Source organism: Rothia mucilaginosa (assembly GCF_049990865.1).
GTDB lineage: Bacteria > Actinomycetota > Actinomycetes > Actinomycetales > Micrococcaceae > Rothia > Rothia mucilaginosa_I.
Genome location: NZ_CP188231.1, coordinates 956,828 through 970,019 on the forward strand (window position 1 = coordinate 956,828; position 13,192 = coordinate 970,019).

Consider the following 13,192-nt stretch of genomic DNA (forward strand, 5'->3'; position numbering starts at 1 on the left):
TTGACGCGGCATCTCACCTTCGCATCCTTTCTGATGCACCGCCTTGACCACGGCTGCCGGGGACCGATACCCGGCACGGTACGAGCCCCACATTTGGGGTAGAGCGAGACGGACCAACCAACAGGAATTCATCATGAAAAACCACCAGAAGCCCAGCCCCATGCCGGTACACAAGTACCGCCCTTTCCACGAGCAGATTGTTGTTGACCTGCCGGACCGCACCTGGCCGGATAAGGTCATTGAGAAGGCTCCGCGCTGGTGCGCAGTGGATCTGCGTGACGGCAACCAGGCGCTGATTGACCCCATGGACACCGACCGTAAGCTTGCCATGTTCAAGTTGCTGGTGAAGATGGGTTACAAGGAAATTGAGGTTGGTTTCCCTTCGGCGTCGCAGACTGACTTTGATTTTGTACGTACTCTCGTTGAGGACGGCCACATCCCTTCGGACGTGACCATTCAGGTTCTGGTGCAGGCGCGTGAGCACCTGATTGCCCGCACTTTTGAGGCGATTGAGGGCGCACCGCAGGCGATTGTGCACTTCTACAACTCGACCTCCGTGCTGCAGCGTCGCGTGGTGTTCAACCAGGATCAGGAGGGCGTGCTGGATATCGCCCTGCAGGGTGCGCGCCTGTGCCGCAAGTACGAAGAGCAGATGATTTCTGATACTAAGGTCATCTACGAGTACTCGCCCGAGTCCTTCACCGGCACCGAGCTGGAGTATGCGGCTCGCGTGGTGAACGCTGTGGCTGAGGAGCTGGAGATTGGTCAGAACGGCCGCGAGCTGATTGTGAACCTGCCCGCTACCGTTGAGATGGCTACCCCGAACGTGTACGCCGACTCGGTCGAGTGGATGCATCGCAATCTGAACCACCGCGAGCACATTGTGCTGTCGTTGCACCCGCATAATGACCGCGGTACCGGCGTGGCTGCTGCTGAGCTGGGTTACCTGGCGGGCGCTGACCGTATTGAGGGTTGTCTCTTCGGTAATGGCGAGCGCACCGGTAACGTTGACCTGGTGACTTTGGGTCTGAACATGTACACCCAGGGTATTGATCCGCAGATTGATTTCTCTGATATTGACGGTATCCGTAAGACTGTTGAGTACTGCAACCAGTTGAAGGTGCACGAGCGTTCGCCGTACGGTGGCGACCTGGTGTTCACTGCGTTCTCTGGTTCTCACCAGGATGCTATTAAGAAGGGCTTTGAGGCTCTGGAGCGTACCGCTGCTGAGGCGGGTAAGACCGTGGATGAGGTGTACTGGGAGGTTCCGTACTTGCCGATTGATCCTCGCGATTTGGGTCGTACCTATGAGGCGATTATTCGTGTGAACTCGCAGTCCGGTAAGGGCGGTATGGCGTACCTGCTGAAGCAGGATCATGGTCTGGATTTGCCGCGTCGTGCGCAGGTTGAGTTCTCGAAGATTGTTCAGGCTCGTACCGACGCTGAGGGTGGCGAGATGACCAGTGAGAAGCTGTGGAACATCTTCGCGGATGAATATCTGCCCGCTGCTGATCCTGAGAAGCGTTGGGGTAAGTACCGTATTGAGTCGATTAATATTGATTCGGCTGATACCGGTGCGACGACTCTGCGTGTTGGTCTGAATATTGATGGTCACACGTACACTCGTTCTGCTTCGGGTACCGGCCCGGTGGATGCTCTGCAGAACATCCTTTCGGGTGAGGGCGTGGATATTCGTGTGATGGATTATTCGGAGCACACCATGTCGGCTTCGTCGACTGCTAACGCTGCTTGCTACGTTGAGGCTGCTGTTGGTTCTCGCGTGCTGTGGGGTATCGGTGTGGACAGCTCGACTACTCGTGCGGCGTTGAAGGCGATGATTTCGGCTGTGAACCGTGCGCTGCGTGATGAGCGCCAGGCGTAGGCGATGACCGTTATGCTTTGTGCGCGGTTTGCGGGTGACCGTTAACCGTGCATGATGTAAGGGGCGGGATGCATACTGGGAGTATGTATCCCGCCCCTTAGGCGTTTAATGTGCTCAGGTATTGTGTGCGTTGGCGGGTTGTGGGGCGAATAATCTGCAGAGAGGAACTCTCATGAAAAGCTACGCGATGGTGTTTAGCCCCGTTGATGCGGCGGGCACCGATTCTTCTGCTCGTGCCTGGAATTATGAGCTGCGCGGTGGTGATGATACTGCTCTGCCTGCCGGTTCCCCCGAGGTGTGGGAGGCTGGCTGGGTGGGTTCGACTGGTCCCGGTATTGAGCAGGATCAGTGGCCGCGCAGCACGTTTACGGGTTTGCCGATGCAGCATATTTTTACGGTGAGGTTGCCGGAGGAGTACCTGCCGGATGCGCAGAAGTACCCGGGCGTGGTGGCGTTCTCGTTCTTCGCTGGTGATGGCCAGTTCGCTGAGGATGAGGCGACTGAAGGTGTTGCTAATGCTGCCAGTGATGACCCGTTTGAGGTGCAGTATGCGCAGGCTCGGGTGCATCCGTATCAGCTTCTGTTGCGCGATATTTTGGATGCTGAGTTTGCGGTGCTGTACCTGAACGAGCAGGAGTTCTCGTCCCGCACACAGCCGCCTGAGGATGTGCGCCGCCCCGGTGAGCATCGTGGCGAGGAGGAGAGCTTCAGCGCCTGGGCTTTGGCGGATCAGCAGCAGCCGCTGGCTCGTAAGCCTGCTCTGGTGGGGTGGGTTCCGACGGATGACCCGAATGCCGGTAAGGTCCCCAGTGATGTGTTTGAGAATGTTGACCCGGATACCGGTTATCTGAGTCCTTTCGATTGGGACTCGGAGGATTCGGAGTGGTTTGAGTGGGCTAAGCCGCTGATTGCGGTGGGTACTCACCTGGGCGGCACTCATTTTTATGCGCAGGCTCTGCCGGAGGGCATGACGGCTCGTTATATTGAGTTCGATGAGTTTGATGTGCTGAATTTTGGGTGCGGTAGCGCTGTTTTTGATTTTGAGACCGGTGTTTTTGACTGGTCGTGCGACTAGTACGCTTGCGCCTGTGACCCACATTTGACACGCCGTTGACACGCATTTGAGGTGTTTGCGCGGCTTCCCTTGAACCGTGTATGAGCCGTAGATGCACCGCGGTGTACCGCCCAAACCGGCACCCCGAGCGTTTCACAGTGTGGACGGGGCGGTTTGCGGAGGTTCCACATCACCTTCCGTGAGCCGTCTCGGGCGGGTGTGCCTGCGGTATCCTTGAAACCGTGGAATGGATTCAAGCGATTATTTTGGGCTTCGTTCAGGGCCTGACCGAATTTCTGCCGATTTCGTCATCGGCGCATCTGAACATTGTTGGCCAGATCCTGCCGGAGAAGGCTGACCCGGGCGCCGCGTTTACCGCAATCACCCAGCTGGGTACTGAGACTGCGGTTCTGATTTTCTTCTGGCGCGATATTGTGCGCATTGTCAAGGCGTGGTTTGGTGCTCTTGCCGGTCGCGTGCCGCGCAACGACCCGGATGCCCGCATGGGTTGGCTGATTATTATTGGCTCCCTGCCCATCGGTGTTCTGGGTCTGTTGCTGGAAGACTACATTGACACGCAGTTCCGTAGCCTGTGGATTGTGGCGACCATGCTGATTGTCTTTGCCGTGTTCCTGGGTCTTGCGGACCGTTTTGGCCGCGAGCAGCGTGAGCTGAAGGACCTGACGTTCCGTCACGGCCTGCTGTACGGTTGCGCGCAGGCGCTGGCACTGATTCCGGGCGTTTCCCGTTCGGGCGGCACCATTACTGCGGGTCTGTTCATGGGTTACACCCGTGAGGCAGCTGCGCGTTACTCGTTCCTTCTGGCTATGCCCGCCGTGTTCATGTCTGGTCTGTACAAGACCTTTAAGGTGGTTACCGGTGAGGAGGCGACCGGCTTCTACGGTATCCCGTCGACGATTGTTGCGACTCTGGTCGCGTTCGTGGTGGGTTACCTGATGATTGGCTGGTTCCTGAAGTACGTGTCTTCGAAGTCCTACGGCATTTTCATTTGGTACCGCATTGCGCTCGGTATCCTGATTTTCGTTGGTCTGGGCACTGGCGTTCTGAACGCTACTTCTTCGGCGTTCTAAGGCTTTAGCCCTCAGCGTGATATGACATACCCGTCCGTGAGTTTCTCACGGGCGGGTATTCTTATTGGAGTAGATTTTTTGGCACCCGCATGCCCTTAGGCCGGGCGGCGGGTGTGGCGCGTCCACCGGTGTGGGCGTTTTTACGGAAAGGAAACCCATGCGAGCTTGGGATGCCCCCGCCTCTGTGACTCTGCCCGGTCAGGCTGCGCTGCCGCGTATTTTTGATACTTCTGCCGGTGAGATTGTTCAGGTTCAGGAGGATAAGGCGGCGAGCCTGTACGTTTGCGGTATCACCCCGTACGACGCGACGCATATGGGTCATGCATCCACTTATGTTGCTTTTGACCTACTGCACCGTGCCTGGCTGGATGCGGGCGTGCCGGTGACGTACGTGCAGAACGTGACCGATGTGGACGACCCGCTGCTTGAGCGTGCGACCGCCACGAACGTTGATTGGCGTGAGCTGGCTGAGGATCAGACGGAGCTGTTCCGCACCGACATGAAGGCGCTGAACGTGATTCCGCCGGCGCACTATGTGGGTGTGGTGGAGTCCATTGAGTGGTTGTTCCCGCTGATTGAGGATTTGCTGCGCCGCGGCCTGGCGTACCGCGTGCCCGGTTTCACGGACGAGCAGGGTGTGGTGCATCCTGACGGTGACGTGTACCTGGACTTGAAGGCTGTGCGTGAGCTGCCCGCGAACGCTGAGGGCTACTCGTGGGAGCCGGGCGAGGTCTGCCACCTGACCCGTGACGAGATGCTGGAGATTTTTGCTGAGCGCGGCGGCGACCCGAACCGTGCCGGTAAGCGTGACGCGTTGGATCCGCTGCTGTGGCGTGTTGAGCGTGAGGGCGAGCCGAGCTGGGATGCCGGCGAGCTGGGCGCGGGCCGCCCCGGCTGGCACATCGAGTGCACGATGATTGCCCGCCGTTTTGTGGATGGTTCGCTGACCGTTCAGGCGGGTGGTAACGACCTGACTTTCCCGCACCACGACCTGGGTGCGGGCCATTCGTGGGCTGTGTCTGCACGCCCGCACGCTAAGCATTACGCGCACACCGGCATGGTCGGTTTGGATGGCCACAAGATGAGCAAGTCCCGCGGTAACCTGGTACTGGTTTCGCGTCTGCGTGCGGCCGGTGAGGATGCAAACGCGGTGCGTCTGGCGATTATGGGTCAGCATTACCGTTCGGATTGGTTCTGGACTGATGAGCTACTGGAGCACGCGAAGGCTCGCCTGGATACGTACCGTCATGCGGTGTCGGTGGCTGAGGGCCGTGAGGGTTCCGAAGGTGTCACCGATGAGGCGGCGGTTGAGCTGCTCACCGCTGTGCGTGAGGCACTCGGTGAGGACCTGAACGCTCCGGCGGCGTTGGCTGCCGTGGATGCGTGGGCTGTGAAGGCTCTGGCGGACACCACCGTCGGCGGTGGCGCGCTGGTGCGTGACATCCTGGCGGCACGCCTGGGCGTGGTCCTCTAAGATGGCTTCGTCGGTCATGGAGGAGCTGTACGCTCTTCGCCCGTATGACCGTGAGACGGTCGATGCGCTCGCCGCAGAGATGTTAGCTGAGGTGCGCGCGTACGAGGCGCAGAGGGAAGCGTAGGGCTTCTGAGAGCAACAAGAGGGGTGGGTGACTCTGGAATAGTCCAGGGTCACCCACCCCTCTTGCTGTTTATCTGGTTAGAGTACTCGGCGATAAACCTTAGCCATCAATTATTATTAATCGCATGGAACAACTTGAACTCAGAGTTCTGAAACAGATGGAAAACTATGTCTCACCGTTTGACTATGGCACTGAAGGGTTTAACGATGGGTGGTGGCATGGTCCAAGAATAGATACTATTGCTGATGCCGAAAATTACGGTACTGCTTATGTACAGCTTCTAAAAGACGGTATCGAAATCGGCCGAGCAGAAATTACCTATCGGGATATATCTCCTGATTATGTTGGTATTACCACTGCCGTACGTTGTCGAAAGATCTGGTTTTTTGAGATAAACTCGGGTTTTCGTAGGCAGGGTTACGGTAAAACGTTCACCGCATTGCTGACAGAAAAATATTCAGAACTACCTCTTGTCGCTTTTTCAAAAGGTGCCGATGATTTCTGGGCGGGCATTGGGTGGTATTTTTATCCCCCTAAAGATAAGGAAGAGACCAACCCCATGAAACTTTTTGCTTCAAGGGAGATTAGTAATTAGAGGTTTAGCTACTGAAATAGATAGTGTTATCCCGTATAAGTCTGTATCCATATTTGGTAGAAAGCCTCAACATCTAAGCCATATTCAGCGGAAGCGCGCTAGTGTGCAATATTCTCACAGCCTACCTGGGTGTAGCCCTGCTAAAGAGGCATACGTATAAAGGGGTGGGTGACTCTGGAATAACTCCAGGGCCACCCACCCCTTGCGTTTAACCGGTTGTAGAACCCGATACCGGCAGCTATTGAATGGCTAGTCTTCGGTGTCTACAAATTCCTCGCGGAAAATCTGTTCACCGGCGAGAACCTCATCAAGAAGCTTCTCCTGAGCGGGTTCCAGGTGCACCAGGTGCGTGAGGGTGTAGAGCAGACGCTCGTACTCTTCGCTCCAGGCATCCGGCCATTCTCGCTGAACAATATCGTTGAGTGAGGAGCTACGGCGCACTGCCGGCTTCTTAAGGCGGTATTTAGCCCACAGACCCAGCACCTGGTTGCCACCAATGGTGTAGTCGAAGACGCGTTTCTCCACGTTCTCGCAGCGAGCCTTACCGAAGGAGACCGTGCCCATTACTGGGTTGTTTTCCTCCTCAGAGAGGCTATTAACCGGGTCGGGGGAGAAGCTGGGCTTCTTCTCCGGCATGGTCCTGCCCATGTCTACCGTCGGGGTCGGCAGGGTATAGTCTGCATCTTTGGGCAGCTGGTGCAGGTATTTCATACCCGGTAGGGGTTCACCGCGTTCACCGTAAGTGTGCAACCACACAACCTGCTTGCCGAGCTGAACGGCGCGCTCCCAGAGCGCAGGGTCAGCGGTGAGAGGCACACGAATACCCGCCTGCTGGAGTGGCTTGTCAAAGGTGCGCACATAGCCGGGATGCCCCGTAAGTGCAGCCAGATAGTAGACGAGATCGCCGGGAGCATCTGCTCCGAAGCGCTGGCTGAGGAGCCGTGCCGTCGGTTCGGTAAGATTAGGAGAACCATCGACAGCGAAAGCCGGGTGAACTCGTCCGCCTTCACTTCCCTTAAAAGAGTTTTTATCTGGGATCAACGAGCTGATGTAGAGACCAGGTCCCGCTTTGGGATGACGTGAGTGTTGCTCCACAATAAAAATCTGGTCAGGAATGCGATATTCCCATAATTTGGGTGAGGGCCTGTGAATTAGACGAGCATCAGCCAAAATATACTGACGGTCAAAGGAACGATATCCTACCGGTACAATATTCGGCGCATCCGGAATAACCTCGCGAGCAATCTGGTCGTTAAGGCTTTCATGACTTCCTTGGAAAGTATCTTCTCCGGGAAGCGGTTTTTTACCTGCGAAGATACTGGTGCTATCAGTTTTCTTAAAACGCTCAGCACGTACCTGCAAATCGGTGCCCTCAATCAGTTCAGCCCAGCGTTCTTCCAAAATGGACAAGGAAGGATCATATACCCACGACCTAGAAGGATCAATCCCAGGAAAATGGTCTAGGTAGAAATCAGGCAATTCAGGGTAGCTATCCCAGTCACCACCCGCTTCGGGAGCAAACTTATCGCCCCAGCCGGAACGTACCGGCTCAAACTCTGCACCGTCCAGGTCGAGGGCAGCGAGGGCTTGCGTTTTCTCAGCAAAGGTACCGTGCAGGGCAACGTAGCGAATATCCGCGGGAGTTTCCTCATCGGTATCTTCTTCCCGTAGGAAAAGAGCAATGGACACCGGGGTCTCAATGGCAAAGATAGCGTTCTCCGCCGGAGGCTGTAGGCCTTCAGGGGTCACATTAATAATCCATCCGCGGCTAGAAGAGCGGCGAATGTACTCGCGCATTCCCGCAAAACCGGGTCCATTCAGATAGCCGTCTGCGGTAATGAAACAGACCACACCCGCACGCTGAGCGCTATCAGGCTGACCTTCCAAAGCACGGAAAGAATCCTCAAAGACCTTCCAAAAAGCCCAACGCCAGAAATAGACGTACAGGTTTTTCAGCACATACTCGTACTTGCCCATACTGGGGGCACGGAAGTCGTCCAGAATGGGAGAGTTTTTTTCTTTCTTATCCTTTTTCTTGTAGCGGTGCCCAGATTCAACCCAGCCACCCATACCTTGCGCTTTGTCTTTGTAGGGCGGGTTGCCGATGCACACCTGAATGGGGACCTCACGCTTTACTCTGGTTGCCTTATTCGACAACTGATAGAGCAAGCGTAGAGTATTACCACTCATAGGCTTTGCCCTTGAGTAGGGATCATACAATGTATCTGCCACATAGAGGTTCAAACCATCCTTGGGAACCTCAGCGCCCAGCTCCTTAAGAGTCTGGTTGAGGCGTAACTCAGCCACGGAGAAAGGACCCGACTGCAACTCAAATCCGTACAGGTTCTCTGCCAGACGATTCAGAGCGCGAGTACGCGCGGTAGGAGGCAGGCTCTCCGTCTTCGCTACCTTATGCATGACTGACAGAGGATAGGTGCCGGTACCCATCGCCGGGTCAATTACGGACACACCCTCACTCGCCAGACCGTGCTCCTTACCCAGGTAGATGCGCAGGGCGTCATCCACTAGACGCACCATCTGGTCTACCACCTCAACGGGGGTGTAGTAGCTACCGGTCTTTTTGCGTTGTTCAGGATTGTAAATACTTAGGAAATGCTCGTAAAGATGCAGATATACATCTGCCTTTCCCCCGGAGATATATTCCCAGGAGGCAGCGCCCATGACTCGCACAATGACGGCTAGAGCGTTATACAGGGAGCTCTTCTCGTCCAGATGTTCGGTGAGCAAACCCAGCGCATTACCCAGCAGACCGTGCTGAGAACGCAATCGATTAGCCATAGTTGATAGAGATTCAATGCTGAGATTATGCCCCTCAGATAGTGCAACGACCAGCGAGAATACCACCGTCTGAGCAAAGCTATCTGCGAATTCCTCGTTGCTCGTGCCGGGGGCGAGGGTATCACGCCAGTCATCACGTAGACCTACCAACTTAGACGGGATCAGAAGGTCCTCCTCGCCCTTCTTCTTAGCTTTCGCCTGATCCGCTTTATAGGTCTTTTCCTGCGCATCAAGACCCAAGAGCATCTCCTCACGTAGCAGTGCTGCCAGGGGCGCCAAGGTTTCCACCAGTCGGTCAGCGCTTGTAATAGGAGCCGGTACCCAGCGCAAGAAATTCAGGAAAAGGGTAGCCAGATTGGCTGGAGCAGTCCATGTAATTTTTTCAGGAAATAGAACACGCTTTTTCTTGATAATGACTGAACCAGCATTTATGTTTACTGCGTTATCGTTTTTCTCAGAGCCTGTCGGTACAGGCTTACCATAACGATAAAGACGCCACTCGGTGCCATTGGTGTACAAAAGGTTTGGGAGGTTCCGCAGACGCTGCCACTGCTTATACTCGTGGCTCTTCTTAGTGAAAGAATCGGGGTCAATGTTCTTACCCGGGGCCTTCAGCTCCACATAACCGGTCAAAACACCATCGACCATGATGGCGTAATCAGGGCGAACCAGACCCTCAGAAACTAGACCCCCCCCCGCTGTTTTCAGCGAGGTCTCACGGACGGTCTGAACTTCCATTGAATGCAGAGCACCAAAACCCTTCAGAAGGGTAGCTACCGGGTTCGTCAGCTGAGCTTCCGGTTCACCTTCCCCAAAGCCCAGGTTCTCTCGCACCTGATCGCCGAACTCGGCAATCAGTGAGTTGAAATCAGTCATAATACTCTTTCCTTTGCCCCATAATTCGTGGGCACTAAGGTGTTTCTGCCCGCAGAGGATTTCCACGGACTCTCATCAAGTCTAACCAAAAAATAAGTAGCCCCCATTGCTCAGTGGTCATCGCTCCATCCGTGCCGCCGCCCTATCACGCTTGCGAGGGAACACGCCACAGCCAATTTGCAGACTCCGCTAAAATAGAAAAGGACTTTTTCCGTACCCGAGTTCGCCGCACAGCGCGAACAGCACAGACTGACCCAAACCCGAGGAGAATCACCCCGTGAGCAGCGGCACCCCCACCCCCACCGGCGCAATCAACCGCCGCGGCCCCTTCCGCCCCGGCGAGCGCGTCCAAATCACTGACGAACGCGGCCGCATCACCACCATCACCCTCGCCGAAGGCGGCGAATACCACTCCCACAAGGGCTTCCTCAAGCACGACGACCTCATCGGCGCACCCGAAGGCACCGTCATCCCCAACACTCACGGCATCCTCTACCAGGCGCTGCGCCCCCTCTACAAGGACTTCGTGCTCTCCATGCCGCGCGGCGCAGCCGTCGTCTACCCCAAGGACGCCGCCCAGATCATCGTCAAGGCAGACATCTTCCCCGGCGCACGCGTCGTCGAGGCAGGCGTCGGTTCCGGCGCACTGTCCATCGCGCTGCTGCGTGCGGTCGGCGACTACGGTTGCGTGCACTCCTTCGAACGTCGTGAAGAGTTCGCAGACGTCGCCCGCGGCAACATCGAGACCATGTTCGGTGGCCCCCACCCGGCGTGGAAGCTGAGCATCGGCGACCTGCAGGACACCCTGCCGCAGGTTGAAGAGCCCGGCAGCGTCGACCGCGTCGTGCTCGACATGCTCGCACCCTGGGAGTGCCTGGACGCCGTGGCGGAGGCGCTCGCACCCGGCGGCGTGCTCATCTGCTACGTTGCGACCGTGACCCAGATGTCCCGCCTGGTTGAGGGTATGCGCCTGGACGGCCGCTTCACCGAACCCGAATGTGACGAAACCATTGTGCGCGGCTGGCACGTGGAGGGTCTGGCGGTCCGCCCCGACCACCGCATGGTGGCACACACCGCGTTCCTGGTCGTGGCTCGTCGCCTCGCTGACGGTGCGGTACGCCTGGCACCGAAGCGTCGCGCGTCCAAGACTGACTTCTCTGAAGAGGATATGAACGCGTGGATTCCCATGAACGTGGGTGAGCGTGAGGTGACCGATAAGAAGATTCGCCGCGCCGCACGCGATGCGAAGAACCTCGCCGCTCACGCCGCACGCGCGAACGAGATTGCGCTCGAACAGAACGGCATCGAGTCTGCTGAATAATTGATGAACCACCTTTGACCTGCGGGGGCACGGGCGTTGCCTGGAGCCCCCGCAGTGCACTCACCAGGATACTCACTGTGCCCAACCACCCGCACCGAGTAGCCGCCGATTAGGACGAACAGCTAAAGGAGCTACCGTGTCCACCCACGAATCTGCAGATCAGGCAGGAACCCCCCAGTACGGCACCGCCCACAGTGCAGCCAGCGCGGCACCGCACTACTCGGCTGCTTTCGGGTCGACCTCCCTGCCCGGCAGTCAGCCCGTCAGCGCGCAGGAGTATGATGCCGTGCTGCGTCGACTTTCCGCGGCGGAGGCAACCCGCGACAATATGAGCCGACAGATTCGTGGTGCGGGGGAGAAGAACCGCAAGCTCGTTGAGGCAATCACCAGCATGCGCTACCAGGTGGAGCGTCTGCGCGCCTCCCTGTCGCAGAACGTCATGCCGCCGCTGAATTCGGCGATTGTGCTGGCGGTGCATGAGGGTCAGACCATGACCTACGAGCAGGTCGCTGACGATAAGACTCCCGCCGAGATTGACACCTACCTGGACGTGCAGGTGAGCGGCCGTATGATGCGTATTCCCGTATCCCCGCTCATCGACCTGTCCACGCTGACCCCCGGCATGACCGTGCTGCTCAACGACAAGACGGAGGCGGTGCTCGCCCTGGACACCGAACCCTTCGGTGACGTGGTGACCGTGCGCGAGGTGCTGGATGAGCAGCGCGTGCTGGTTGATACGTCCTCGGGTGCTCAGCAGGTGGCGCGTGTGGCTGGTTCCCTCGACATTGAGCAGCTGCGCACCGGTGATGCGGTCACCCTCGACACTCGCACCCGCATGCTGACCTCGCAGGTTCCCGCCTCCCGTTCGCAGGAGCTGGTGCTGGAAGAGATTCCGGACGTCACCTACGAGCAGATTGGTGGCCTGGGCGCGCAGATTGAGCAGATTCGTGACGCGGTGGAGCTGCCGTACCTGCACCCCGAGATTTTTGAGCGCTACCACCTGGCACCGCCCAAGGGCATTCTGCTGTACGGTCCTCCCGGTAACGGTAAGACCATGATTGCTAAGGCTGTGGCGAACTCCCTGGCGGCTCGTGCGGCTGCACTGAACCCGGGTTCGGCTACTCGCGGCTACTTCTTGAACATTAAGGGCCCCGAGCTGCTCGATAAGTTCGTCGGTGAGACCGAGCGTCAGATCCGCGATATTTTCGTTGCCGCCCGTGAGAAGGCGGAGGCGGGTCACCCGGTCGTCGTGTTCTTTGACGAGATGGAGTCGCTGTTCCGTATGCGCGGTTCGGGTCGTTCCTCCGATATTGAGACGACCATCGTGCCGCAGCTGCTTGCCGAAATTGACGGCGTGGAGTCGCTGCAGAACGTCATCGTTATTGGTGCGACCAACCGTGAAGACCTCATTGATGCCGCGGTGATGCGCCCGGGCCGACTCGACCTGAAGATCCGCATTAACCGCCCGGACGCCGCCGGTGCGGCAGAGATTTTCGGCCTGTACCTGACCGAGGACCTACCCCTGGACGCTGCGGAGGTGGCAGCCGCCGGCTCGACCCGCGCCGCCCTGACCGCGATGATTGCGGCGGCGACAGGTCAGCTGTACGCGCGCACCCCCTCCACGGCGTACGCTGTGGCAACCGTGGATTCTTCCATGGTCGTTGGTTCTGGCGCGAGCGCGAACCTGTCCACTCACACGCTGTACCGCGGCGATTTCGCTTCGGGTGCGGTGATTCGCAATATTGTGGACCGCGCGAAGAAGGCGGCGATTAAGGAGCAGCTGCAGGCGCTGACTGCCGGCGCGGACGCTTCGAGTGTGGGTATTGGTACCCGCCACCTGCTGGAGGCGGTACGCGCCGAGTTTGAGGATCAGGTGGACTTGCCGCCGCTGCCCGATATTGAGGATGCGCTCACCGTTGCCGGTGTGCGTGGCCGTCTGGTGTCGGTGGAGCCGCCGCGCTAAGCCGCGCCTCCCG

The 13,192-nt window shown here is 57.7% G+C and carries 9 protein-coding genes; 8 read left to right on the top strand and 1 reads right to left on the bottom strand.

Annotated features, from left to right (window positions below; genetic code table 11):
* The first annotated feature begins 133 nt into the window (after positions 1-133).
* From leuA to ACP3RB_RS03845, 6 genes are all read left to right on the top strand, one after another.
* On the top strand, positions 134-1,882 hold the full coding sequence (gene leuA, locus ACP3RB_RS03820; protein WP_296704020.1) for a 2-isopropylmalate synthase: 1,749 nt from the start codon (positions 134-136) through the stop codon (positions 1,880-1,882).
* Positions 1,883-2,054: 172 nt separating this feature from the next.
* On the top strand, positions 2,055-2,957 hold the full coding sequence (locus ACP3RB_RS03825) for a hypothetical protein (RefSeq protein WP_426699486.1): 903 nt from the start codon (positions 2,055-2,057) through the stop codon (positions 2,955-2,957).
* Between the two features lie 221 nt (positions 2,958-3,178).
* Positions 3,179-4,027 carry an undecaprenyl-diphosphate phosphatase gene (locus ACP3RB_RS03830; protein ID WP_049334200.1) on the top strand — a complete coding sequence of 283 codons (849 nt, stop codon included), beginning with the start codon at positions 3,179-3,181 and terminating at the stop codon, positions 4,025-4,027.
* Positions 4,028-4,184: 157 nt separating this feature from the next.
* Complete coding sequence (gene mshC, locus ACP3RB_RS03835; RefSeq protein ID WP_314644510.1) at positions 4,185-5,501, top strand: cysteine--1-D-myo-inosityl 2-amino-2-deoxy-alpha-D-glucopyranoside ligase; 1,317 nt, start codon at positions 4,185-4,187, stop codon at positions 5,499-5,501.
* 1 nt (position 5,502) lies between these two features.
* Positions 5,503-5,625 carry a hypothetical protein gene (locus tag ACP3RB_RS03840; RefSeq protein WP_314729420.1) on the top strand — a complete coding sequence of 41 codons (123 nt, stop codon included), beginning with the start codon at positions 5,503-5,505 and terminating at the stop codon, positions 5,623-5,625.
* A gap of 124 nt (positions 5,626-5,749) precedes the next feature.
* Positions 5,750-6,220 carry a GCN5 family acetyltransferase gene (locus tag ACP3RB_RS03845; RefSeq protein ID WP_426699487.1) on the top strand — a complete coding sequence of 157 codons (471 nt, stop codon included), beginning with the start codon at positions 5,750-5,752 and terminating at the stop codon, positions 6,218-6,220.
* 249 nt (positions 6,221-6,469) lie between these two features.
* Here ACP3RB_RS03845 and ACP3RB_RS03850 read toward each other — a convergent pair whose 3' ends face one another.
* Positions 6,470-9,895 carry a type ISP restriction/modification enzyme gene (locus tag ACP3RB_RS03850; protein WP_426699488.1) on the bottom strand — a complete coding sequence of 1,142 codons (3,426 nt, stop codon included), beginning with the start codon at positions 9,893-9,895 and terminating at the stop codon, positions 6,470-6,472.
* Positions 9,896-10,172: 277 nt separating this feature from the next.
* On the opposite strand from ACP3RB_RS03850, the gene ACP3RB_RS03855 reads away from it, so the two are divergent.
* Positions 10,173-11,216, top strand: a complete 1,044-nt coding sequence (locus tag ACP3RB_RS03855; protein WP_426699489.1) for a tRNA (adenine-N1)-methyltransferase — start codon at positions 10,173-10,175, stop codon at positions 11,214-11,216.
* 136 nt (positions 11,217-11,352) lie between these two features.
* Positions 11,353-13,179, top strand: coding sequence for a proteasome ATPase (gene arc / locus ACP3RB_RS03860; protein WP_049349601.1), 1,827 nt, complete (start codon positions 11,353-11,355; stop codon positions 13,177-13,179).
* The last annotated feature ends 13 nt before the right edge of the window (positions 13,180-13,192 follow it).

Excerpts from the sequence above, each read along its gene's own strand:
- ACP3RB_RS03850 (WP_426699488.1), bottom strand. The coding sequence starts at position 9,895 with ATGACTGATTTCAACTCACTGATTGCCGAGTTCGGCGATCAGGTGCGA.
- mshC (WP_314644510.1), top strand. The coding sequence starts at position 4,185 with ATGCGAGCTTGGGATGCCCCCGCCTCTGTGACTCTGCCCGGTCAGGCT.
- leuA (WP_296704020.1), top strand. The coding sequence starts at position 134 with ATGAAAAACCACCAGAAGCCCAGCCCCATGCCGGTACACAAGTACCGC.
- ACP3RB_RS03840 (WP_314729420.1), top strand. The coding sequence starts at position 5,503 with ATGGCTTCGTCGGTCATGGAGGAGCTGTACGCTCTTCGCCCGTATGAC.
- ACP3RB_RS03845 (WP_426699487.1), top strand. The coding sequence starts at position 5,750 with ATGGAACAACTTGAACTCAGAGTTCTGAAACAGATGGAAAACTATGTC.
- ACP3RB_RS03825 (WP_426699486.1), top strand. The coding sequence starts at position 2,055 with ATGAAAAGCTACGCGATGGTGTTTAGCCCCGTTGATGCGGCGGGCACC.